We start from the raw sequence: 23761 nt of genomic DNA, 5'->3' as shown, positions 1-23761 counted from the left end.
GGAGCCGGTGGCTATCCGGCGACCGAGGAGAGCACGCCCTCCAGCATCTGCTGCGAACGCTGCAGCGCCGCGGGAGTGCCGGGCGGGTCCGAGGTGTAGCGCACCGTCACGACCTCGCGGTCCTTGACCGCCGCCATGGTGGCCGAGTCGGTGCCGGCGGCAGCGGCGCTCGCGGCGCAGGCCTTGTCGGCACCCTGCGCGGTGAAGCCGGCCTGCTCCTTGAACTCCGTGCGGTTGATCGCACGGCACTGGCTCGCCAGAACGTCCTCGGCGGTGACGTCGTCGTCGAGCTGCAGCCAGGTGATCACGGCCCGGACCTGCCCCTTGGAGCCGTCGGGCGAGCGGAGCGAGCAGGCTGCGATCGGGTTGCCGTCGGTGTCGGAGTCGGAGTTCGTCACCAGCCCCGCCTTGGCGGCCGCGGGCACCGTCGCGCAGAGGTCGGCGGGCACCTCGGGCTCCATCGGCTTGAGCGCCTCGGGCTCCGAGCCACCGCAGCCGGAGAGGAGCAGCAGACCGGCCGCGACGAGTCCGAGTCGAGTGCGGCTGGGTGCCGTCCGGGGCATCAGCTGCCCTCCTTCTGACTCGTCCTGGCTGATTCGACGGGCCACATTCCACCACAGGCGACGCCGGCCGGCGCGGGGCACGGCCGGCGCCGCGACCGTTCAACGACCCAGTCCGCGGAAGGACACTCTGGCCGTCAGCGGGGGAAGACGGCCGCTCGCACCTGCAGCAGCACCCAGGTGAGCGTCGCGGCGACCAGCGTGGCGCCGAGCAGGTGGAACTCGACCAGCACGATCGGCAGGTCGGTGACGTACTGCACGAAGCCGATCAGCCCCTGGCCGAGCTCCACGGCCACCAGCACGGCAGCGGCACGCACCACGACTGCCGGCGCCCCGAACCCGCGCAGCGCTAGCAGCAGGCCGAGCGAGAGCCCCACGAACAGGAAGACGGCGTCGGCATGGGCCTGGGAGAGCTGGAGCGGGTCGAGGCCGTTGCGGGGTGCAGTGGCGTCGCCGGCATGCGGGCCCGAGCCGGTCACGACGGTCCCGAGCGCGAGCACCAGCCATCCTGCGGCGTACGTCGCCCACGCGAGTGCGCCGAGCCGGGGCGGCAGCGCAGGGTCGCTGTGGGGATGGTCGATCCGCCAGAGGTAGAGCACCGCCAGGCTGATGATCGCCATCGAGAACAGCAGGTGGAAGGCCACCACCCAGGGGTTCAGGTCGGTGAGCACCGTGATGCCGCCCAGCACCGCCTGCGCCGGGACGCTCAGGCCCAGCCAGAGGGCGAGGCGCCGCAGCTCGGCCCGACCCGAGCGCCACGCGCTCACGAAGGTCGCGATCGCGATGGCGGTGAGGACGAACGTCAGGGTCCGGTTGCCGAACTCGATCACCGAGTGGGCGTCGAGGGCGCCGTGCGGCGTGAACGAGCTGCCGTGGCACCGCGGCCACGTCGGGCAACCGAGCCCGGATCCGGTCAAGCGCACCGCACCGCCGGTGAGCACGATGCCCATGTTGGCGAGCAGCGTGGCCCAGCCCAGACGACGCAGCCAGGTCCGGTCGCCCAGCCCCTGGCTCACTCCCACGTGAACGTCCTCGCAGTGAGCACGGCGCCGACGGCGGCCCACACGAGCAGCACCAGCATCGAGCTCCACGCGTAGCCGCCCGACCAGAGGGCGTGCCGCAGGGCGTTGCCGAGGGCACCCGACGGCAGCAGCTTGGCGACCGTGCCGAACCCGCCGTAGGCCGACGCGGGGAGTACGACGGCCCCACCCGCCAGCAGCAACAGGTAGACCAGGTTGGCCAGCGCGAGCGTCGCCTCGGCACGCATGACTCCGGCCACGAAGAGCCCGAGCGCCGCGAAGGCTGCGGTGCCCAGCACGATCGCGAGCAGGGCTGCGAGCAGCGAGGCATGCGGCTGCCAGTCGAGGGTGAGGGCGACGGCCGAGATGATCGCGATCTGGAGCAGCTCGACCAGCAGCAGGGCGCCGACCTTGCCGAGCAGCAGTCCCGAGCGCGGCAGGGGGGAGGACCCCAGTCGCTTGATCACGCCGTACCGCCGCTCGAAGCCGGTCGCGATGGCCAGTGAGGTGAACGCCGTGGACATCACCGCGAGCGCGAGGACGCCAGGGGTGAACTCATCGATCGGACGGTGCGAGAGACCGAGGTCGAGGTGGTCGGCCGCGGTGACGGCGCCGATGAGCACGATCACCGGGATCACCACGGCCAGCAGCAGCTGCTCGCCGTTGCGCAGCATCAGCCTCGACTCCATCGAGGCCTGGGCCAGCACCTGGCGGGCCAGGGGAGCGGCTCCGGGGCGGGGGGTGAAGGTGCCCGTCGGTTGATTCACGACAGCTCACGTCCGGTGATCTCCAGGAACGTGTCCTCGAGGGTCCGCTGCCCGAGGTTGAGCGACTCCGGAAGCACGCCCTGCTGCTCGCACCAGCCCGAGACCGTGGCCAGGGTGGTGCTGTCGGCGGGGCCCGTGATCAGCAGGCTGACGTCGCTGATGGTGGTCACCTCGAGGTGGTGGCCGAGGGCCTGCCTCAACGACTCGGGAGCGCCGTCAGGGAACGGCTTGGTGACGACCAGCCGGATCGTCGAGCTGCCGCCGCGGGTGAGCTCGAGCGGAGTGCCGGAGGCGATCATCCGCCCGCGGTCGATGATGTGGATGCGGTCGGCGAGGCGCTCGGCCTCGTCCATGTGGTGCGTGGTGAGTACGACGGTCACGCCGTCGGTGCGCAGCTGCTCGAGCAGCTCCCACGTCGTACGACGACCAGCCGGGTCCATCCCGGCGGTCGGCTCGTCGACGAACACCAGCTCAGGTCGGCCGACGATGGTCATCGCCAGCTTGAGCCGCTGCTGCTGCCCTCCGGAGAGCCGTCGGTAGGGGGTGCGTCCGCAGTCGCCGAGCCCGAGGCGTTCGCCGAGCACGTCGACGTCGAGCGGGTCGGCGTGCAGCCGGGAGATGTGCCGCAGCATCTCCATCGCGCGTACGCCGGACCAGGCACCGCCGTCCTGGAGCATCACGCCGATGCGGGGGAGCAGGTCACGTCGCTGCCGCTGGGGATCGAGACCGAGCACGGACACCGACCCCTGCTGCGCCTTGCGATAGCCCTCGCAGGTCTCCAGCGTGGTCGTCTTGCCGGCACCGTTGGGCCCCAGCACGGCGGTGATCGTGTTCCGGTCGACGACGAGGTCGAGGTCGTCGACGGCCACCTTCTCGCCGTACCTCATCACCAGCCCGCTGACCGCTACCGCGGGCGACGACGGAACGGGCGTGGGCACCCGCAGAGTCTACGAATCGGTGAGCAGCCCCCTCACGTAGGCTGCCTGACCCAGGTGCTGGAGGCAGTCACCCACCAGGCTGACGATGCGCACCCCGGCCGTCACGGGCGGGTCCCAGTTGCGGTCGATCACCCGGTCGAGCTCGTCGGCGTCGGCGGAGTCGAGGTACGCGAGGGTGAGCTGGTGGACCGCCGCGTGGTAGTCCACCAGGACCTGCGGGTCGTCGACCCGCACCGCGTCCACGTCGGCCGAGGAGTGGCCGTAGCCGATGTCGTGGTCGTCGAACGGAAAGCCGAACCGCTCGGCCCAGCCGTCCTGCCAGGCCTGCTGTCCGCCGCTGAGCCCGGCGATGTGGTCGTCCTGCACCCGGGCGGTGTGCCAGAGCAGCCAGGCGATCGGGTTGCCGGTGCCACCGAGGCGATGATGGGCGGTGTCCTGGTCGAGTCCTTCGGGCAGATCGGTGAAGAGCTCCCGGATCCGGCCGAACTGGTCCACCAGCAGGTTTCGTGCGTCCATGGAACTGACGGTACTCACGCTCCGCAGGCACCCGAAGGCTTGCTGTTTCTCGCTGGTTGAGGAGGTTGGGCTGCAACCGTCTCGAAACCACATGATCTGGTGGTTTCGAGACGCTCGCTGGCCCTCGCTACTCAACCACCGGGCAAGTAAGGGGAGCCTTATTTGAAAGGGCTGTGGCATTAAGGGCACACTGATGTTGTGGAAATCGAGCAGTCGTTGTCCGGGCACGACCAGCCCACGCGTGAGCGTGTGGTGCGGTCGGTCATGGTCAACGGTCCCTCGACGGCCGCCGCGCTGGCCGAACGCCTGCAGCTGACCCCGGCCGCCGTACGCCGCCACCTCGACCAGCTGATCGAGGACGGCACCCTCGAGGCCCGTGAGCCGCGCGCCACCGCGAGCCGTGGACGGGGCCGGCCGGCCAAGGTGTTCGTGCTGACCGACGCCGGTCGCGACAGCCTCGACCAGGCCTACGACGACCTGGCCGTCCAGGCGATCCGCTTCCTCGCCGAGACCGGCGGGGACGACGCCGTACGCCAGTTCGCCGACCGCCGCGCGGCCAAGATCGAGCAGCGCTTCGAGACCGTCGTCGCGGCCCATCCCGAGATCGACCGGGTCGAGGCGCTGGCGCAGGTCTTCACCGACGAGGGGTACGCCGCCGCGGTGCGCGACATCCCGGTCGGTGAGCAGCTGTGCCAGCAGCACTGCCCGGTCTCCCATGTGGCCCACGAGTTCCCCGAGCTGTGCGAGGCCGAGACGGCCGCCATCAGCCGGATGCTCGGTCGCCACGTCCAACGCCTTGCCACGATCGCGCACGGCGACGGTGTCTGCACCACCTGCATCCCCGACCTGAAGAGCCCCGAACCCAAGGAGACGGTCACCAGATGACTTCCATCGAAGAGCTCAACCCCACGATCAAGGGCATCGGTCGCTACGAGTTCGGGTGGGCCGACGAGACCGACGCCGGCGCCAACGCCACGCGCGGCCTCAACGAGGACGTCGTCCGCGACATCTCCTCGAAGAAGAGCGAGCCCCAGTGGATGCTCGACCTGCGCCTGAAGGGCCTCAAGCTGTTCGGTCGCAAGCCCATGCCCACCTGGGGTTCCGACCTCGGCGGCATCGACTTCGACAACATCAAGTACTTCGTGCGCTCGACCGAGAAGCAGGCCCAGACCTGGGACGACCTCCCGGCCGACATCAAGAACACCTACGACAAGCTCGGCATCCCCGAGGCCGAGAAGGCCCGTCTGGTCTCCGGTGTCGCGGCTCAGTACGAGTCCGAGGTCGTCTACCACAAGATCAACGAGGAGCTCGAGGCCCAGGGCGTCCTGTTCCTCGACACCGACACGGCGCTCAAGGAGCACCCGGAGATCTTCCAGGAGTACTTCGGCACCGTCATCCCGGTCGGCGACAACAAGTTCGCCGCGCTCAACTCCGCGGTGTGGTCGGGCGGCTCGTTCATCTACGTGCCCAAGGGCGTCCACGTCGAGATCCCGCTGCAGGCCTACTTCCGGATCAACACCGAGAACATGGGCCAGTTCGAGCGCACCCTGATCATCGTCGACGAGGGCGCCTACGTGCACTACGTCGAGGGCTGCACCGCGCCGATCTACAGCTCCGACTCGCTGCACTCCGCGGTCGTGGAGATCATCGTGAAGAAGGGCGGCCGGTGTCGCTACACGACCATCCAGAACTGGTCGAACAACGTCTACAACCTCGTCACCAAGCGTGCGACCTGTGAGGCCGGCGCGACGATGGAGTGGGTCGACGGCAACATCGGCTCCAAGGTGACGATGAAGTACCCCGCCGTCTACCTGATGGGCGAGCACGCCAAGGGCGAGACGCTCTCGATCGCGTTCGCGGGCGAGGGCCAACACCAGGACGCCGGCGCCAAGATGGTGCACGCGGCGCCCAACACGTCGAGCTCGATCCTGTCCAAGTCGGTGGCGCGCGGCGGTGGCCGTACGTCGTACCGCGGACTGATCCAGATCAACGAGGGCGCCCACGGCTCGAAGAGCAACGTGCTGTGCGACGCCCTGCTGGTCGACCAGATCAGCCGGTCGGACACCTATCCCTACGTCGACATCCGTGAGGACGACGTCTCGATGGGCCACGAGGCCAGCGTCTCCAAGGTCTCAGACGACCAGCTGTTCTACCTGATGTCGCGCGGCATGCAGGAGGACGAGGCGATGGCGATGATCGTGCGCGGCTTCGTCGAGCCGATCGCGAAGGAGCTGCCGATGGAGTACGCCCTCGAGCTCAACCGGCTCATCGAGCTGCAAATGGAAGGTGCTGTGGGCTGACGCCCGCCGTTCCCACGTTCCCGAGAACCAGAAGGTCCTGAATCTGTGACTGTTGCAACCGACAGCGTGCGAAACGCGCTCGAACAATCCCCCGAGAAGGTGGTCAGCCACCTGCACCCGGAGGGGTCGTTCGAGATCGCCGACCACGTCGTACCGACGGGCCGCGAAGAGGTCTGGCGGTTCACGCCGCTCAAGCGGCTCCGCGGGATCCACCAGGACGCGCCGCTGGACGGCCACTCCTTCACCGTCGAGGTGCACGCGGCTGACGGCGTGACGGCCGAGGCGGTGGGCGTCGACCACGAGTCGCGCGGCACGTCCGGCATCGTTCCGCCCGACCGGGTCAGCGCCCGGGCGTGGGCGGCCGCTGACTCGGTGTTCCTGGTCGACGTACCCAAGGAGCACGTCGGCGAAGAGGCCACCACCGTCACCCTGACCGGCACCGGCAACGACGTCGCCTCAGCAGGACACCTCGTGATCCGGGCCGGCGCCTTCGCCAAGGCGACCGTGGTGATCCGCTTCCAGGGCACCGCGACGCTGGCCGAGAACGTCGAGATCGTCGTCGGCGACGGCGCCGAGCTCACCGTGGTCTCGCTGCAGGACTGGGACGACGACGCCGTGCACCACTCCACCCAGCACGCCCGGATCGGCCGCGACGCGACCTTGCGCCACGTGGCGGTCTCCTTCGGCGGTGACGTGGTGCGCCACGACGCGACGGCGGAGTACGCCGGACCGGGCGGCTCGGTCGAGATGCTCGGCATGTACTTCGCCGACGAGGGCCAGCACATCGAGCACCGGCTCTTCGTCGACCACAACCAGCCGCACACCCGCAGCAACGTCAACTACAAGGGTGCGCTGCAGGGGCAGGGTGCCCACGCGGTCTGGATCGGCAACGTGCTGATCCGCAAGGAGGCCGAGGGCATCGAGACCTACGAGGAGAACCGCAACCTCGTGCTCACCGACGGCTGCCAGGCCGACTCGGTGCCCAACCTCGAGATCGAGACCGGCGAGATCGAGGGCGCCGGCCACGCGTCCGCGACCGGACGGTTCGACGACAACCAGCTGTTCTACCTGCGCTCGCGCGGCATCGAGGAGTCCGAGGCCCGCCGTCTGGTGGTGCACGGGTTCTTCAACGACCTGATCCGCAAGATCGGCGTGCCCGAGCTCGAGGAGCAGCTGGTCGGCACCGTCGAGGCGGAGCTGGAGAAGAACGTCCACCGGATCACCGGGGCCACGGCGCCCGTGGAGGTCCCGTGAGCCTCCAGCGCGCCTGCTCGCTCGCCGAGCTCGTCGACAGCACCCCGCTGCGGGTCGAGGTCGACGGCCTCGACGTGGCGGTGGTCAAGCACGGCGACGAGGTCTTCGCGATCGAGGACGAGTGCAGCCACGCTGCGGTCGCCCTGTCCGAGGGGGACGTGGACGACTGCACCATCGAGTGCTGGATGCACGGCTCGCGCTTCGACCTCCGGACCGGCAAGCCCACCGGTCCTCCGGCCACCGAGCCGGTCCCCATCTACCCCGTGCAGATCGACGGGGACGACGTACTGATCGACCCTGACAAGAACCTGGGAGAGAACTGACATGGCAACGCTGGAGATCAAGGACCTGCACGTCTCGGTGGACACCGAGGACGGACCCAAGGAGATCCTCAAGGGCGTCGACCTGACCATCAAGGACGGCGAGACGCACGCGATCATGGGCCCCAACGGGTCCGGCAAGTCCACCCTCGCCTACTCGATCGCCGGGCACCCGAAGTACACCGTCACCCAGGGCTCCGTGACGCTCGACGGCGTGGACGTGCTCGCGATGTCGGTGGACGAGCGGGCGCGCGCCGGGCTGTTCCTGGCGATGCAGTACCCCGTCGAGGTGCCGGGCGTCTCGGTCGCGAACTTCCTGCGTACGGCGAAGACGGCCATCGACGGCGAGGCGCCCAAGCTCCGCACGTGGGTCAAGGACGTCAACACCGCCATGGAGCAGGTGAAGATGGATCCCGCCATGTCGCAGCGCTCGGTCAACGAGGGCTTCTCCGGCGGTGAGAAGAAGCGTCACGAGATCGTGCAGCTCGAGCTGCTCGACCCGAAGGTCGCGGTGCTCGACGAGACCGACTCCGGGCTCGACATCGACGCGCTGAAGATCGTCTCCGACGGCGTCAACCGCTTCAAGGAGGACGGCGACAAGGGCGTCCTGCTGATCACGCACTACACGCGGATCCTGCGCTACATCACTCCCGACTTCGTGCACGTCTTCGTCGACGGTCGGATGGTCGAGGAGGGCGGGCCCGAGCTCGCCGAGCAGCTCGAGGCCGAGGGCTACGACAAGTACGTGAAGAGCGCGGTCTGACATGTCCGAGCTGACTGGCCTGTTGCCCGGTCTGGAGGTCATCCGCAAGGACTTCCCGATCCTGGAGCGTCGACTCAGCGGTGACCTGCCGCTGGTCTACCTCGACAGCGCCAACACCTCGCAGAAGCCGCAGGTGGTCATCGACACGATGGTCGACCACCTCGAGCGGCACAACGCCAACGTGGCCCGGGCGATGCACCAGCTGGGTGCGGAGTCATCGGCCGCGTTCGAGGAGGCCCGCGACAAGGTCGCCCGCTTCCTGAACGCCCCGTCGCGCGACGAGGTCATCTTCGCCAAGAACGCCTCCGAGGCGCTCAACCTGGTCGCCAACACGATGGCGTGGGCCGGACCGCTCGAGGTCAAGGCCGGCGACCGCGTGGTGATCACCGAGATGGAGCACCACTCCAACATCGTGCCGTGGCAGCTGCTGACCGAGCGCAAGGGCGCCGAGCTGCGCTGGTTCGGGCTCACCGACGACGGCCACCTCGACCTGTCGAACATCGACGAGCTGATCACTGAGAACACCAAGGTGGTCGCGCTGACCTGGGTCTCCAACATGCTCGGCACGGTCAACCCGATCGCCGAGATCGCCCGTCGTGCCCACGAGGTCGGCGCTGTCGTGGTCGTCGACGCCTCGCAGGCCGCGCCGCAGCTGCCGGTCGACGTGCAGGCGGTCGACGCGGACTTCCTGGCCTTCACCGGCCACAAGGTCACCGGTCCGACCGGCATCGGCGTGCTCTGGGGCCGCACCGAGCTGCTCGACCAGCTGCCGCCGTTCCTCGGCGGTGGCGAGATGATCACCACGGTCACGATGGAGAAGTCGACCTACGCCGGCATCCCGCACAAGTTCGAGGCCGGCACCCCGCCGATCGTCGAGGCCGTCGGTCTCGGCGCCGCAGTGGACTACCTGACCGAGATCGGGCTGGAGAACATCCACCGGCACGAGCAGGCGGTCACCGGCTACCTGCTCGACGGACTCGCCACGATCGGCGGCGTGAGCGTGCTCGGTCCCACCGACCCGGCCCAGCGCGGGGGAGCGGTGTCCTTCGAGATCGCCGGCATCCACCCGCACGACGTGGCCCAGACCCTCGACGCAGGCGGGATCGCCGTACGCGCCGGGCACCACTGCGCCAAGCCCGCCCACAAGCGGTTCGGGGTGCAGAGCTCGACGCGTGCCTCGTCGTACCTCTACACGACCCCGGCGGAGATCGACGCGCTGATCGAGGGAATCAACTACACCAAGAAGTACTTCAAGGTGACGTGATGGACCTCGACAGCCTCTACCAGGAGATCATCCTCGACCACTACCGCAGCCCCCACCACGCGGGCCTGCGGGAGCCGTACGAGGCCGAGGTGCACCACGTCAACCCGACCTGCGGCGACGAGATCACCCTGCGGGTGCACCTCGACGGTGATCCCGACAACTTGATCGTGACCGACGTGTCCTACGACGCCGAGGGCTGCTCGATCAGCCAGGCCGCGGCCTCGGTGATGACCGACCTCGTCATCGGCCAGCCGGTCGACAAGGCGTTCGCGGCCCACGAGGCGTTCCTGGAGCTGATGCAGGGACGCGGACAGGTCGAGCCCGACGAAGAGGTGCTCGAGGACGGGATCGCCTTCGCCGGAGTCGCGAAGTTCCCTGCACGCATCAAGTGCGCTCTACTTTCATGGATGGCGTTCAAGGACGCCACCGCACAGGTCGCCACCAAGGAGGAAGCATGACTGCTGACCACTCGGATCTTCCCGACGTACCCGCCGCGTCCGGCGCCGCGACCGCGACCGCCAGCCGTGACGACGTCGTCGAGGCGATGAAGGACGTCGTCGACCCCGAGCTCGGCATCAACGTCGTCGATCTTGGCCTGGTGTACGACGTGCACATCGACGAGCACTCCAACGCGGTGCTCGACATGACGCTCACCTCGGCCGCCTGCCCGCTGACCGACGTGATCGAGGACCAGACCAACTCCGCGCTGGAGGGTCTGGTCGGCGACGTCACCATCAACTGGGTCTGGATGCCGCCGTGGGGTCCGGACAAGATCACCGACGACGGACGCGAGCAGCTGCGGGCCCTGGGCTTCAACGTCTGAGGCTCGTCCCGCCGTCACCGGTCTGAGAGGATCCGGGGGTGACGGATCCCAGCGACCAGACCCCACGACGACGCCGCGGCCTCTTCGGGGCCATCCGGGAGCACATCGCCGAGGACGAGGAGATGTCGGTCGACTTCGACGTCGACTTCTCCGAGTACCTCGAGGCGCTCCGCCAGTCGCTCGACTCCTTCATCGCGGATGCGCGCAAGGCCGGTCTCGACGCGCCCGTGCCCACGGCTCCGGAGTGGGACGTACGCCGGCTGATCGCCCACCAGGGCATGGTCCACCGGTGGGCAACCGACTGCATCCTGGGCAAGCGGGTCGACCCCAGCGCCTACGAGACCGAGGGCGTCGAGTCGGCTGACCCGGTCATCTGGCTGCGCGACGGCGGGCTGCGCCTGATCAAGGCGCTCAAGGAGGCGCCCGTCGACCTCGATGCCTTCGTCTTCCTCGACAGCGCCCCACCACCCCGGCTGTTCTGGGCCCGGCGCCAGTGCCACGAGACCACCATCCACTCCGTCGACGCCCTCGCCGCCAGGCTCGGTCGCACCCCCACCGCCGACGAGACCTGGGTGACCCAGCAGGTCGCCCTCGACGGTATCGACGAGCTGCTCACGGGGTTCATGACCCGCGCGAAGTCCCAGCTGCGGAGCGACCACCCGGTCAGCCTGTCGATCCGGCCCACCGACGTACAGCATTCCTGGCTGGTGCGGGTCAGCGACCAACCACCGGTCGTCGAGCGCGGGGCCGGGCGTCAGCGCCGCTGGGGTCGTGACGACGCCGACCTGGTCCTCGAAGGCACTGCGGAACAGCTCTACCTCGCGCTCTGGAACCGGTCGGACGAGGTGACCGGTGAGGGATACGACCTGTGGCGTCGGACGGCGCGGGTCAGCTGGTCCTGACCACGTGTCCGAGGTCGCCGTCCCGCCGGCGCGACTGACGCGCTGGGTCGAGAACTTCGGCTCCCGGCACGGCGAGGTGGCGCTCTCGGTGACGTCGGGAACGCTGGCCGGACTCGCCGCCGACGGATCGACGTTCGTCGCCCAGGCCCCGTTCGACCGTCTCTACGACGGAGCGGCGTCGGTCGCGACCTTCGTCGAGTCCTGCGCACCGCCGGACGACTGGGGAGTGCTGCTCGTCCGCAAGGGCGGCTTCGCCATCGCCCGCCTCAACGCGGAGACGATCGTCGAGTCGAAGGTCGGACAGCGACACGTGCAGGGGCGGACCAAGGCCGGCGGCCAGAGCCAGCAGCGGTTCGCCCGGCGTCGCGACAACCAGGCCCGGATGGCCTACGAGGCGGCCGCCGAGCATGCCAGTCGCATCCTGGGGGGTGCTCCGCTGATCGTGACCGGCGGCGACCATGCCGCGGTCGAGGCAGTGCTGACCGACCGGCGGCTGGCCGGGATCGCCGTCCTGCAGCCGTTCCTCCCCGTCCCCGACCCGCGCCGAGGCGTGCTGGAGCAGGCGATCCTGGACGCCGGGAACGTCCGGATCAGCGTCGTCAACGCCTGACGCTGTCCGGCAGCGGCGGGGAGCAGTCCGCCGCAGACTCGGTAGACCTTCCAGGTGGCAGGTCTACTGAGTGCGTTGGGAGACGGGCCACGAGACCCGGAGACTCGTTGATCGGGGACTGCGTAGAGGTTCCACGTGGCACGTCTACATAGCGCTGCGAGAGGTGCCGCGAACCAGCGGTGTGCCGCCAGCTCACGCGTCGCGCGGAGCGTGCTTCGCGGCGACCCACTGCACGGTCTCGACCACGGCCATCACGCCGAAGGTCAGTCCGGCGATGGTCGAGACCAGCCCCAGCAGCCGCACCAGCAGGTCAGGTTGGCCGACCGCGAGCACGATGCCGCAGGCGAAAAAGACGACCACAGCGACCACGAGAGCGTTCCTCATGTCGTGGATCCTAGGGCGCACGGGGACTGTCCGCGGCTCAGGACGGCACCGAGGCGTGCACCACCACGTGCTGGACGGGGACGTCGTAGCGCTCCCTGGCGTCGGCGACGATGCCGTGCCGGAGCCAGGACGAGCGGTCCTCGGGCTGGGTCGCGATCACCACGTGGTCGGCCTCGAACTCCTTGAACGCCGAGTCGAGGGCGACCAGGGGTCGGTAGTCACCGAGCTCGCCCTCCACCGTCAGGCCGCGACCGCGCAGGTCCGAGAGGGTCTCGTCGAGCCGCTGCTGGGCCGCCTCGGTCGTGGCCTGCCAGACGAAGGCAGCGCCCTCTCGGTCGGCGGTGCCGGTGTCGACCGGGTTGACCGGCACCACGACGAGGTACGACGCGTCACCACTGCCGTCGATGCGCTCGAGGGCGTCGTGCAGCTCGTCCTCGGCCATGGTGCGGTTCGCCAGGACGATGACCTTCTTGGCGGGCCGGTGGTCGTCGGCGCCGGCCTCCATCTCCTCCACGGAGACCGAGCCGCCGCGCCAGCGGGTGACGGCGTAGAGGACGAGCACGACGGCCCACGACAGCAGGCTCAGCAGCAGCTGTGAGCGGGTGTCGGACTTGAACGCCATCTGCACCAGCACACCGACGATGCCGGCTGCAGCGAGGATGGTGAGCACCGGGAAGAACCACATCTTCACGGTGAGGTCCTCCTCCGGCGTACGACGCCGCAGCACGAACTGGGAGACCGCGATCAGGAAGTAGACGAACAGGATCACGGCGCCGGAGGAGTTCAGCAGGAAGTCGAAGACGGTGTCGGGGGAGACGTACGCCGCCACCACGCTCAGGAAGCCCACCACGGTCGAGGCGAGGATCGCCCAGACGGGAACGCCACGGCCGTTCACGGTGATCAGTCGCATCGGCGCCTCGCGTCGGGCGGCGAGCACGAACAGCATCCGCGAGGCGGTGTAGAGCCCGGAGTTCAGGCACGACAGCACCGCGGTGAGGACGACGGCGTTCATGATGTCGTCGGCGTACGGGATGCCCATCTCCTTGAAGGCGTCGACGTAGGGCGACTTGTCGGGCTTGCCCTGGGTCCAGGGCACGATGCACAGCAGCAGGAACACGGAGCCGACGTAGAAGGTGCCCACCCGCACGATCACCGACTGGGTCGCCTTGGCGATCGCCTTCGCCGGGTCGTGCGACTCGGCCGCCGCGACCGTCGCGATCTCGGCCCCCACCATCGAGAACACGACCACGACGATGCTGGAGAAGATCGCGCCGGCGCCGTTGGGCAGGAAGCCGCCGTGGTCGGTGAGGTTGCTGACGTCGAAGCTCTGGTTCGGCCACAGGCCGATGACGAAGAGCGTGCCGAGGATCAGGAAGGCGATGATGGCGAAGACCTTGATGCCGGCGAACCAGTACTCGAACTCGCCGTACGACGAGACCGAGAACAGGTTGGTCGCCGTCATCAGCGCCATCAGGACGAGCGCGAAGATCCACAGCGGCACGCCCGAGAACCAGTAGCGCAGGATCCCGGCACCGGCCACGGCCTCGAAGCCGACCACGATCACCCAGAAGTACCAGTAGAGCCAGCCGACGGAGAAGCCTGCCCACCCGCCCAGGGCGCGGCGTGCGTAGTCGGCGAACGACCCGGTCGACGGGTTGGCGGTGGCCATCTCGCCGAGCATCCGCATGATCAGGATGATCAGGAGACCGGTGATCGCATAGCTCAGGAACGCTGCTGGTCCCGCGTCCTTCATCACCGCGCCCGAGCCGACGAACAAGCCGGCCCCGATGACACCCCCGATCGCGATCATCGTCAGGTGACGCTGCTTGAGCCCCTTCTGGAGGGCCGGTGCGGGGGAGTCGGTCGCCTGGGTCATGTGGCACCCGTGCCCGGCCGGTGCCGGCCTGAAACCGTCCGGCGCTCGCTTGCTCTGTCAGGATGAGCGCGACGGACGCACGAGGGGAGCGGGGCCATGTGGGAGCCGGACCCCTCGTGGCGCAGGCTTCCGGGCGCCGGGGGACCCTCGAGCGCGGGTGTCTGGCTGGCCGACGACGACGGCCGCACCTGGGTGGTCAAGCGGCTCGAGGCCCCGGACGGGACCACCCCCGCGCTGCTCGATCCGGCCCACGCCGGCTACTGGCGACGCGAGGCCGAGGTCGCCCGTGACCCCGCCGTGCTCGGCCGCGTCGGACTGGTGCCGCCGGAGTTCGGGCCGGTGGAGGAGGACGACGAGGGCCTCACCGTGTGGAGTGCCGAGATGGCCGGCGAGTCGCCGCCGGGGTTGTTCGTCGCACGCGCACTCGGGCGCTTCGCTGCCGCGCCGTACGACGCACCCGCCTGGGCCGCCCGCCGGCTGCTGGAGAACCGGCTGGCGATGGCCGCCGAGCGCGGGGGCTGGCCGACCCTGGCGAGGACGACCCTCGCCGACGTGACCGACCGGCTGTGGGAACGTCGCGGCCACTGGCTCTCGCTCTGCGCGGAGGCGCCCCAGGGTCGGGTGCACGGGGACGCCGTACCGACCAACTTCGTCGCTGCTCGCGGTGAGGACGTCGTGGCGGTCGACTGGCAGTGCTTCGGCACGGGACCGGTCGGGGCCGACCTCGGCTACTTCGCGCTGTCGAGCCGCGAGGAGTTCGGTGTGCTGCTCGAGACGTTCCTCGACGGCGCCGGACCCGGCGTCGACGCAGACGTGGTCGCTCTCGCCGCCCGGGTGACCGCCGTCTACAGCGTCGTCACCCGAGCCGAGTGGGCGCTGGCCCAGGTGGCCAGGGGTGAGGGCGCCCTGGCCGGCAAGTACCGCCACCCCGCCGTGGCTCCGCACCTGCGCGCGCTCCAGCGGCAGTTCCCACAGATCGAGCCGTTGCTCTAACGCAGGAAGATCCCGGCGTACGGCTTCGGGTCGAAGTACGTCGTCTTCGGGGGCATCACTTCGCCCCGGTCGGCGACGTCGGTCAGCTGCTCCATCGGGGGCGGCCGCAGCACGAACAGCGCACCGCCGTCCTCGTCACAGGCGCGCGCCTGGTCCGGCACGCTCGAGAGTGCCGAGACGATCTCGAGCCGGTTGCCGGCCAGCTCGTCGAGGCCGAGCAGGGGATCGATGACGTGCTCGTTGAGGACGGCGATGTCCAGCCCGGCGGCACCGGGGAGGCGGATGCCGGTGTAGGACGCGTCGTACCACCGGCCCTCGACGTAGACCGCGAAGCAGCCGTGCGCGTCGTCCGGACCGGCGATGTCGCGGAGCTCGAAGTCGGCCGACAGCAAGGTGCGCAGGGTCTGCGGGCGGACCGGGCCGGTGACGCGGCGGTGGAAGGCCAGCAGCCGTAGCCCGTCGAACGGGTAGATCACGCACATGACTCCGGCCTCCGCCGGTTGCCCGGCCGCACGCCACACGTCGAGGCTCGCCGCGACGCGGTGGTGCCCGTCGGCGATGTAGTGGACGCCACTGCCCAGCTCGGCCGCCAGCACCGCGCCCAGGGAGTCAGGCACCCGCCACACGGTCTGCTCCCACGCGTCGGGTCCGGTGAACTGGACGAGCGGTGATGTGCCGAGGGTCTCGGCCTTGGCGGCCTCGACGGCCGGGCCGGGTCGGTGCAGCAGCGCCACCAGCTCCGACCGCACCGCTGCCGAGGTGAAGTGCCGCACCAGGGCCTCGACGCGGTCAGGCTGGACCGCCTCGTGGCCCCGGACCTGTCCGTCGACGAACGCCTCGGCACTGACGTCGCTGACCACGCCGACGTGCTCCTCGTCGCCGCGGCGGAGCCGGTAGAGGAAGAGCGCGGCCGGGCCGCCCTCGTAGGACCGGGGGTCGAACTCGCGTGGCCGCCGGGTGTCCGCGTGGGTGTCCGAGGACCGCTCGGAGGGCGGCAGCGCATCGAGCATCTGCGACACGTGCGCGGCGGCATCGTCCTGGCGGACGATCCGCGCCTGGAGAGGACGTACGGCGGAGGCGGACTCGACCCGCTCCGGCCCGGCCGACCCCGCGAACGGAGCGGCGGAGACACCGAGCACGTTGGGGATGGCCTGCAGATCGGCGAGCAGCCCGTCGGGAAGCGCTCCCGCGACATCGATGGTGGCCATCGCGGCCTCGCCGCCGCGGAAGACGCGGTTCTCCATCTGCTCGACGTTCAACCGGGCCACGCTGAGCAGGTCCAGCACCCGCGCCAGCACTCCGGGACGGTCGAGGTGGCGGACGGTCAGCGTCACCGAGCCGAGCCGGCTGGGCGCGAGGTTGACGCAGTTGCGTGCCTCGCCCTCGACGAACGCGTCCACGATCTCGACCACGCCGGCGGCGGTCGCGACCTGGGCCTGCTCGGTGGAGGCACCGATGTGGTGCGTCCCCACGACGCCGGGGTGTTGAGCCAGGGTGGAGCTCCACTCCGCCCGGCCCGACCCGGGTTCGTCGTCGTAGACGTCCAGACCCGCGCGCAACGTCCCTGCGTCGAGCGCCTCCAGCAGGGCCACCTCGTCGATGACGTCCCCGCGCGAGGTGTTCAGCAGGATCGAGCCGGGGCGGAGGTGGCCGAGGAAGGTCTTGTCGACGAGGTGCTTGGTCTCCGAGGCCGACGGCACGTGCAGGGAGACGATGTCGGAGGTGGTCAGCAGCTCCTCCAGCGAGGAGCACGTCACGATCCCGAGCTCGGCGACCCGCGCCTCGGCGTACGGCTCGCGTGGCTTGTCCAGCGCCTGCACCGTGATGCCGAACGAGACCGCCCGCTCGGCGACGGCGAACCCGATCGAGCCCAGACCGACGATGCCCATGGTCTTGCCGAGCAAGCCCTCGGCCTTGCCGTAGGCCTTCTTGTCCCAGCGACCGGCGCGCAGGTCGGCGACGTTGTCCGGGATGCGGCGGTCGAGGGCCAGGAGCAGCCCCATGGTGAGCTCGGCGACCGCGGCGGAGTTGCGGCCTGGGACGTTGGCCACGAGCACGCCCCTGGCTGCCGCGGCGCCGGTGGCGATGGTGTTGGTGCCGGCGCCGGCGCGGATCACCAGGCCCAGCTGGTCGGCGTTGGCGAAGACACCCTTCTTCACCTTGGTGCTGCGGACGACCAGGATGTCGAACCCGTGGATGCGGTCCGCGAGGTCGGACTCGGTCAGGCCCGCGTCAACGACCACCTCGTGCCCGCGGGTCTCGAGCTCGTCGATGGCGGTCTGCGGCAGCGAGTCGGCCACGAGGATGCGCAGTCCCGCGCCCGCTCGGTCGTCCCGGCGTACGTCCGGGCGGCCTTCCGGCATCCGACACCTCCCCGCGCCTGAGCCGGTCGCCAGAAGGCGACCTGCCCGTCACGGTAGTGCCTGCGCCCCCGACCACACCATGAGAAGGCTCCCGCCCGACCCATCATCTCTGTTTGGCTACCTCGTTGGTCCCAGCGCCGCTAGCGTGGGCGCATCTCGTTGAGGGCTCAAGGAGGGGTCTGGGTGACGTCGAAGGTCGCGAGTCCGATTCGCGTCGTCCTGGTCGACGACTCGTCCGATCTGCGGCTGCTGGTGCGGCTCGCCCTCGAGCGAGAGGCCGACTTCACGATCGTGGCCGAGGCCGCTGACGGAGACGCGGGCGTGGCGGCGGTGGCGGCCCACAAGCCGCACCTGGTGCTGCTGGACATCGCCATGCCGGTGATGGACGGGCTCCAGGCGCTGACGTTGATCCGCGAGGAGTCACCGGGGTCGATCGTGGTGATGCTGTCCGCCTTCACCGGTTCCAGCGGCGCCATCGAGCGCGCGATGGCTCTCGGAGCCCACGGCTACATCGAGAAGGGCGGCGTGGAGGCCATGATCGCGGAGCTCCGCGGCGTGCTGGCGCGGGAGTTCGGGGTGCCGGGCCGGAGCAATGGTGGCTACCGGGAGCCGTTCGCCGACGCCTAGGCGTGGACGCGCACTGGTACAGCCCACGTCGTCTCGGAATCTGGGCGCGGGTGCCGACGTGCCGCCCCGAATTTCGCCCTCAACCGGGGCAAATGAGCTGCCGGACCAGACCTGACGCCGTCGTCCCTGGACGACGAGCCGTCGCGAGCGTGCACAGCCCGTAAATTGCTGTCTGCACCGGGGGGTCGGAGCGAACCGGAAGACGAGTGGCATGGGGCGTGGGGCGCGGCACCTCGGTGTACTGCTCGCGCTCTCCGTGGCCGCGCTCGGTCTCGCCGGTGGTGCCAGCGCTGACGCGGCTGCCAACAGCCTCACCATGTCGGTGATCGGCACGCCGGGAACGGTGGCAACGGGTCCCAGCCAGTTCGCCATCGGCGGCGACACCCCTGTGAGCGTGTCGGTCGCGTCCATCAGCAGCGGCAAGGCCACGGTGGTCGCCGGGCCGGACAGCTCGACCAGGGCGCTGCAGTTCCCGGCGTACGTCACGTCGGGCACCTACCCGCGCGCGGTCGTCGGGGCGGTCCCGACCTCGGGCGGCGGGTTGTCGCCGGGCGCTTCCGACTTCGAGTACGGCGCTGTCTTCCGCGTCGACACCACTACGTCGACGCGCTCGATCGACAACGGGGACAACCTGTTCCAGCGGGGGCTCTACCAGGACCCGTCGCAGTTCAAGCTGCAGATCGATCATGGCTATCCCTCGTGCCTGGTGCGTGGCTCGGCCGGACAGGTGTTCGCCAGCTCGCCGACCAAGGTGGTCTCGGGCGCGTGGTACCGCGTCACCTGCTCGCGGGTCGGCACCAAGGTCACGGTGGCGTGGGCGCCGTACGGCAGCACGGCGACGCCCGTCACCACGGTCGCGACCGGATCGTCAGGGACGTTGTCGTTCCCGGCCGGCACGCCGGCCTCCATCGGCGGGAAGCTGAACCCGTCCGGAAGCATCGTCTCCAGCGCCACCGACCAGTTCAACGGCGCGGTCGCCGGCGTGTGGGCCAACCGACTTCCCCTCACCCCGCCGCCGAACCAGCCACCGGTGGCACACGCGTCGGCAACGTGCACTGATCTGGACTGCTCGTTCAGCGGCCTCGACTCGACCGACCCCGACAACGACCCGCTGACCTACTCCTGGGACTTCGCCGACGGCAGCGACCCGGGCTCGGGGGCGCAGGCGACTCATTCGTACGCCGCCGGCACGCGCACCGTGACCCTGACCGTGACCGACGACCACGGCAACTCCGACACCGACACCGTGGAAGCCACCACCACCGACCCGGTGGACCCCGAGGACCCTGTGGATCCCCCTCCGAACCAGGCGCCGGATGCCGTCGCATCGGTCGTCTGCACTGACCTGGACTGCTCGTTCAGCGGCCTCGACTCGACCGACCCCGACAACGACCCGCTGACCTACTCCTGGGACTTCGCCGACGGCAGCGACCCGGGCTCGGGGGCGCAGACGAGTCATTCGTACGCCGCCGGCACGCGCACCGTGACCCTGACCGTGACCGACGACCACGGCAACTCCGACACCGACACCGTAGAAGTCACCACCACCGACCCGGTGGTCGACCAGCCACCGGTCGCCCACGCCGCTGCGACGTGCGCAAACCTCTCGTGCAGCTTCAGCGCCGGCGACTCCTCCGACCCGGAGAACGAGACCCTCAGCTATGGCTGGGACTTCGGTGACGGGAGCCTGCCGGGGTCGGGCGTGAGCACCACGCACAGCTATGCGACGGCCGCCTCCCGCACGGTGACGCTGACCGTGACCGACGACCACGGCAACTCCGACACCGACACCGTGCTCGCCACCACCACGGCTCCGGCCACCCCGGTCACCTTGGTGGCGGCAGCGGCCACCAACGCCAACCGGACCAGTCACACCGTGGTCGTGCCCTCCAGCGTGCGGTCCGGGGACACGTTGATGCTGTTCTTCGCCACCAACTCGTCGACCTCGACGTACACCAACCCGAGCGGCTGGACCATGCTCCAGAGCAAGAACGGCGACGGCATGGTCGTCCGTGCCTATCGCAAGGTGGCGACCGCCACCGACGCGGGCAGCACCGTCAAGATCACCTCCTCGGCGTACGTGAAGTCCGACCTCACGGTGGTGGCCTACCGCAACACCAACGCGTCCAACCCGGTCGCAGCCTCGGCCTCGAAGGTCGACAACACCACCGGCGCCGCTCACACCAGCCCGGCGGTCAGTGCGGCCGGTAGCGGCAACTGGCTGGTGACGTACTGGGCCGACAAGTCCACCTCGACGACGGCCTGGACCGCCCCCGGTGGCCAGATCGTCCGCGCGAAGACCTTCGGCTCGTCCTCGGCCCACATCTCGGGGCTCCTCGCCGACAGCAACGCCCCGGTAGCAGCAGGCGCGAGCGGTCAGAAGACCGCGACCGCGAACTCCTCGAGCACGCGTGGAGTCAGCGTCAGCGTCCTGCTCGCGGGCGTGTCCTAGTCACGAGCCGGTGATCTCGGCGCGACGCTGCTCCCACTTCTCCGCCAGGCCGGACATCTCGTCGTCGACGAAGTTGAGGAACTCCCGGGTCAGCAGCAGCCGCTCGTGGGCGGGGGAGTCGTCCCCGAGGTCGCGGATCCCCGCGGTGAGGGCCGCGATCATCGGTGCGTAGAGCTGGTCGCGGCGCATCATTGCGCCGTGCCAGGCGTCGTCGTCCACGACGTACACGTCCCGACGTGAGCCGCGCTCGCGCTCGCGGCGGAGCATGCCGAGCTGGGCCAGGTAGTTCACCGCTCCGGAGACCGACGCCGGGCTGACCGCGAGGGTCTCGGCCAGCTCGGCGGAGGTCATCCGCCCGTCGTCGTCGACGAGCAGGGCCGAGAACACGAGGGAGGGGAGGCGCGGGAGGCCGGCCTGGGTCAGGGCACCACCCATCCGCTCGACGAAGGCGTGTGTCTCGCGGCTCATACAGCAATGTTACAAGATTCAGAATTGTCTGAAAGTAGGAGTACGGTGGCGCCATGGACTCGCCTGTCATCTCGGTCAGCGGCCTGGTCAAGAAGTTCGGCCGGTTCCGCGCTCTCGACGGACTCGACCTCACCGTCACCCCGGGTGAGGTGCACGGTTTCCTCGGCCCCAACGGGGCCGGGAAGTCGACCACCATCCGGTCGCTGCTGGGCCTGCTCGGCATCGACGGGGGTACGGCGCAGGTCTTCGGCCTCGACCCCTGGCGCGACGCCGTCGCGATCCACCGCCGCCTCGCCTACGTCCCCGGCGACGTCGCCCTGTGGCCGAACCTCAGCGGTGGGGAGACCATCGACCTGCTGGTGCGGATGCGCGGGGCCGACCCCGAGGCGCCGGACTCCAGGCGCGCGGAGCTGCTCGAACGGTTCCAGCTGGACCCGACGAAGCGTGGGCGCGCCTACTCCAAGGGCAACCGGCAGAAGGTCGCGCTGGTCGCCGCATTCGCGACCCGTTCGGACCTGCTCATCCTCGACGAGCCGACCTCGGGGCTGGACCCCTTGATGGAGCAGGTCTTCAACGAGTGCGTCGCCGAGCACACCGCGGCCGGTGCGACGGTGCTGCTGTCCAGCCACATCCTGAGTGAGGTCGAACGCCTCGCCGACCGGGTGACGATCATCCGCGACGGCCGTGCCGTCGAGTCCGGGACGCTCGAGGACCTGCGCCACCTGCGTCGCAACAAGGTGCGGGCCGAGGTCTCCGGCCCGGTGCCCGACCTCGGGCCCCTCCCCGGAGTGCACGACGTCCAGGTCGACGGCCAGGTGGTCACCTGCTCCGTCGAGCCCGACGGGATGGCAGCCGTGCTCGCGGCACTCAGCGACGCCGGCGTGCAGTCGCTGACCAGCACACCGCCGACCTTGGAGGAGCTGTTCCTCGACGTCTACCGGACGGAGCCCTCGGGAGCGCGTCGATGAGCACCCTCGCGATGACCGGCCGTGGCCCCGGCACAGGTCTGCTGGTCCGTCTGGCCGTACGACGCGACCGGGTGCTGGTCCCGGTCTGGCTCGGGGTGCTGCTGCTCGTCGACCTGGCATCGGCCGCGTCCGTGCCCGGGCTCTACCCCACCGAGGCCGAGCGGGTGAAGGCGGCCGAGGCGATCAACGCCAGTCCCGGGATCGTCGCGCTCTACGGGCCGATCCTCGACGTGCACAGCACCGGCGAGCTGGCCATGACCAAGATGACGGTCCTGTACGCAGTCTTCGTCGCGATCATGATGTTGTTCGTCGTACGCCGGCACACGCGGCTCGACGAGGAGAACGGTCAGGCGGAGCTGCTCGGCGGCACCGCCGTCACCAGTGAGGCGCCGCTCACCGCGGCTCTCACCTTCGGAGCCGGTGTGGCCGTGCTGCTCGGCATCCTCACGGCTGTCGTCAACACGGCGGCCGGACTCGGGTTCGCCGGGTCGGTCGCCTTCGGCGCGTCCTGGGCCGGGATCGCCCTCGTCGCCGTCGGACTCACCCTGGTGGCCTGCCAGCTCTCGGCCAGCTCGCGCACCTGTGCCGGCATCGCGTCCGGCGCCATCGGGGTGCTCTTCGTGCTCCGCGCGGTCGGGGACACCACCGAGGCCTCCTGGCTCAGCTGGCTGACGCCGTTCGGCTGGAACACCCAGCTGCGCGCCTACAGCAACACCCGGTGGTGGGTGCTGCTGCTGTACGCCGGCCTGGCAGGCGCCCTGGTCGGGACCGCCCGTCTGCTCCGAGCCCGTCGTGACCTCGGCGCCGGCATGCTCGCGCCACGGCCTGGGCCGGCGACCGGCTCGCCGAGGCTGGCCGACGCGATCGCCCTGAGCCTGCGGCTGCACACGCCGATGATCGTCGGCTGGACGATCGGTGTCGCCGTCAGCGGGCTCGTGTTCGGTGCGATCACCCCCAGCTTCGACGCCTTCGACTCCGGGACCGTCCAGGACCTGCTGCAACGCATCGGCGGCCCCGGTGCCTTTCGCGACACCCTCCTGGGGGCGGTCATCTCGGTGCTGGCCCTGGTGGTGACCTGCTTCGCGGTCGCGGTGGTCAACCACGGTGGCAGCGACGAGCACGACGGCCGCACCGAGCAGGTGCTCGCCACCGCGACCTCGCGCTCACGGGCGTTCCTGGCCACCGCCCTGGTGGCGCTGGGCGCGGTCACCTGGCTGCTGCTGGTGTGCGGGGTCGCGATCGCCCTGGGGGTCGGCAACGACACCGACCACTCTTTCGGTCGGCTGGTGGCCTCGGCCCTCTCCCAGGCACCGGCCGTGTGGACGGTGGTCGCCCTGGCGGTCCTCTGCTTCGCCGTCCGCAGCAGGTGGGCGCTCCTGGGCTGGGGCATCGTGGTGCTGTTCGGCACGCTCGGCCAGATCGGCGAGCTGCTCGACCTGCCGAGCTGGGTGCTGGACCTCTCGCCGTACACCCATGTCCCGCGGATGCCGCTCGAGGACTTCGAGCTCGGGCCGGCGGTGGTGCTGACCGCGATCGCGGCGGCCCTGGTCGCGGTCTCGTGGCAGCGCTACCGCACCCGTGACATCGGTTAGTC

The 23761-nt window shown here is 69.9% G+C and carries 24 protein-coding genes; 15 read left to right on the top strand and 9 right to left on the bottom strand.

From position 1 onward, the window contains the following. Positions 1–11: 11 nt before the first annotated feature. From H976_RS0105505 to H976_RS0105485, 5 genes are all read right to left on the bottom strand, one after another. Entirely contained in the window at positions 12–563 is a 552-nt protein-coding gene (locus H976_RS0105505; protein WP_027860733.1) for a hypothetical protein, read from the bottom strand. A gap of 134 nt (positions 564–697) precedes the next feature. After that, complete coding sequence (locus H976_RS24675) at positions 698–1582, bottom strand: heme A synthase (protein WP_051276255.1); 885 nt, start codon at positions 1580–1582, stop codon at positions 698–700. Then, a complete protein-coding gene (locus H976_RS0105495) occupies positions 1573–2346 on the bottom strand; it encodes an ABC transporter permease (RefSeq protein WP_027860732.1) in 774 nt (257 codons plus the stop codon). Before H976_RS0105495 ends, H976_RS24675 begins: the two co-directional genes overlap by 10 nt. Then, positions 2343–3284, bottom strand: a complete 942-nt coding sequence (locus tag H976_RS0105490; protein WP_027860731.1) for an ABC transporter ATP-binding protein — start codon at positions 3282–3284, stop codon at positions 2343–2345. Before H976_RS0105490 ends, H976_RS0105495 begins: the two co-directional genes overlap by 4 nt. A gap of 9 nt (positions 3285–3293) precedes the next feature. Beyond that, complete coding sequence (locus H976_RS0105485) at positions 3294–3800, bottom strand: DinB family protein (RefSeq protein WP_036224835.1); 507 nt, start codon at positions 3798–3800, stop codon at positions 3294–3296. 198 nt (positions 3801–3998) lie between these two features. Here H976_RS0105485 and H976_RS0105480 point away from each other — a divergent pair, with 198 nt between their 5' ends. From H976_RS0105480 to H976_RS0105435, 10 genes are read left to right on the top strand one after another with little or no spacing between them, the layout of a single operon-like run. After that, positions 3999–4685, top strand: coding sequence for a metalloregulator ArsR/SmtB family transcription factor (locus H976_RS0105480; protein ID WP_027860729.1), 687 nt, complete (start codon positions 3999–4001; stop codon positions 4683–4685). Further along, a complete protein-coding gene (sufB, locus tag H976_RS0105475) occupies positions 4682–6100 on the top strand; it encodes a Fe-S cluster assembly protein SufB (RefSeq protein WP_027860728.1) in 1419 nt (472 codons plus the stop codon). Before H976_RS0105480 ends, sufB begins: the two co-directional genes overlap by 4 nt. Before the next feature lie 45 nt (positions 6101–6145). Beyond that, positions 6146–7354, top strand: a complete 1209-nt coding sequence (gene sufD, locus H976_RS0105470) for a Fe-S cluster assembly protein SufD (protein WP_027860727.1) — start codon at positions 6146–6148, stop codon at positions 7352–7354. After that, the gene (locus tag H976_RS0105465; protein ID WP_027860726.1) at positions 7351–7677 is read left to right on the top strand and encodes a non-heme iron oxygenase ferredoxin subunit; all 327 of its coding nucleotides are present in this window, start codon (positions 7351–7353) and stop codon (positions 7675–7677) included. The genes sufD and H976_RS0105465 overlap by 4 nt, the downstream gene beginning before the upstream one ends. Position 7678: 1 nt before the next feature. Continuing rightward, positions 7679–8437, top strand: a complete 759-nt coding sequence (gene sufC / locus H976_RS0105460; RefSeq protein WP_027860725.1) for a Fe-S cluster assembly ATPase SufC — start codon at positions 7679–7681, stop codon at positions 8435–8437. A gap of 1 nt (position 8438) precedes the next feature. After that, positions 8439–9701 carry a cysteine desulfurase gene (locus H976_RS0105455; RefSeq protein ID WP_027860724.1) on the top strand — a complete coding sequence of 421 codons (1263 nt, stop codon included), beginning with the start codon at positions 8439–8441 and terminating at the stop codon, positions 9699–9701. Continuing rightward, positions 9701–10159 carry a Fe-S cluster assembly sulfur transfer protein SufU gene (gene sufU / locus H976_RS0105450; RefSeq protein ID WP_027860723.1) on the top strand — a complete coding sequence of 153 codons (459 nt, stop codon included), beginning with the start codon at positions 9701–9703 and terminating at the stop codon, positions 10157–10159. The genes H976_RS0105455 and sufU overlap by 1 nt, the downstream gene beginning before the upstream one ends. Next, the gene (locus H976_RS0105445; RefSeq protein WP_027860722.1) at positions 10156–10524 is read left to right on the top strand and encodes a metal-sulfur cluster assembly factor; all 369 of its coding nucleotides are present in this window, start codon (positions 10156–10158) and stop codon (positions 10522–10524) included. Before sufU ends, H976_RS0105445 begins: the two co-directional genes overlap by 4 nt. A gap of 38 nt (positions 10525–10562) precedes the next feature. Continuing rightward, positions 10563–11426 carry a maleylpyruvate isomerase N-terminal domain-containing protein gene (locus H976_RS0105440; protein WP_231388797.1) on the top strand — a complete coding sequence of 288 codons (864 nt, stop codon included), beginning with the start codon at positions 10563–10565 and terminating at the stop codon, positions 11424–11426. A gap of 4 nt (positions 11427–11430) precedes the next feature. Beyond that, positions 11431–12036, top strand: a complete 606-nt coding sequence (locus tag H976_RS0105435) for an acVLRF1 family peptidyl-tRNA hydrolase (protein ID WP_027860720.1) — start codon at positions 11431–11433, stop codon at positions 12034–12036. Positions 12037–12228: 192 nt separating this feature from the next. Here H976_RS0105435 and H976_RS29845 read toward each other — a convergent pair whose 3' ends face one another. Then, a complete protein-coding gene (locus tag H976_RS29845) occupies positions 12229–12420 on the bottom strand; it encodes a hypothetical protein (protein ID WP_155917992.1) in 192 nt (63 codons plus the stop codon). 37 nt (positions 12421–12457) lie between these two features. Next, complete coding sequence (locus H976_RS0105425) at positions 12458–14296, bottom strand: amino acid permease (protein WP_027860719.1); 1839 nt, start codon at positions 14294–14296, stop codon at positions 12458–12460. A 96-nt stretch (positions 14297–14392) separates the two neighbouring features. Here H976_RS0105425 and H976_RS0105420 point away from each other — a divergent pair, with 96 nt between their 5' ends. Then, positions 14393–15289 carry an aminoglycoside phosphotransferase family protein gene (locus tag H976_RS0105420; protein WP_027860718.1) on the top strand — a complete coding sequence of 299 codons (897 nt, stop codon included), beginning with the start codon at positions 14393–14395 and terminating at the stop codon, positions 15287–15289. Here the strand turns inward: H976_RS0105420 and H976_RS29400 are convergent. Continuing rightward, positions 15286–17652, bottom strand: a complete 2367-nt coding sequence (locus tag H976_RS29400) for a DUF1015 family protein (RefSeq protein ID WP_081682689.1) — start codon at positions 17650–17652, stop codon at positions 15286–15288. The genes H976_RS0105420 and H976_RS29400 overlap by 4 nt on opposite strands. 183 nt (positions 17653–17835) lie before the next feature. On the opposite strand from H976_RS29400, the gene H976_RS24665 reads away from it, so the two are divergent. Further along, complete coding sequence (locus H976_RS24665) at positions 17836–18279, top strand: response regulator transcription factor (protein WP_051276254.1); 444 nt, start codon at positions 17836–17838, stop codon at positions 18277–18279. Positions 18280–18490: 211 nt separating this feature from the next. Then, entirely contained in the window at positions 18491–20731 is a 2241-nt protein-coding gene (locus H976_RS28530; protein ID WP_027860717.1) for a PKD domain-containing protein, read from the top strand. Here H976_RS28530 and H976_RS0105400 read toward each other — a convergent pair whose 3' ends face one another. Further along, positions 20732–21199, bottom strand: coding sequence for a GbsR/MarR family transcriptional regulator (locus H976_RS0105400; RefSeq protein ID WP_027860716.1), 468 nt, complete (start codon positions 21197–21199; stop codon positions 20732–20734). 53 nt (positions 21200–21252) lie between these two features. Between H976_RS0105400 and H976_RS0105395 the strand changes: the two genes are divergently transcribed. Continuing rightward, positions 21253–22167: an ABC transporter ATP-binding protein gene (locus H976_RS0105395; RefSeq protein WP_027860715.1), complete on the top strand. Its 915-nt coding sequence runs from the start codon at positions 21253–21255 to the stop codon at positions 22165–22167. Then, a complete protein-coding gene (locus tag H976_RS0105390; protein WP_027860714.1) occupies positions 22164–23759 on the top strand; it encodes an ABC transporter permease in 1596 nt (531 codons plus the stop codon). The genes H976_RS0105395 and H976_RS0105390 overlap by 4 nt, the downstream gene beginning before the upstream one ends. Positions 23760–23761 lie beyond the last annotated feature (2 nt).

Origin of the sequence: Marmoricola sp. URHB0036 (assembly GCF_000426045.1) — a bacterium.
Classification (GTDB): Bacteria; Actinomycetota; Actinomycetes; order Propionibacteriales; family Nocardioidaceae; genus Marmoricola.
This window is presented reverse-complemented; position numbering and strand designations above follow the sequence as displayed.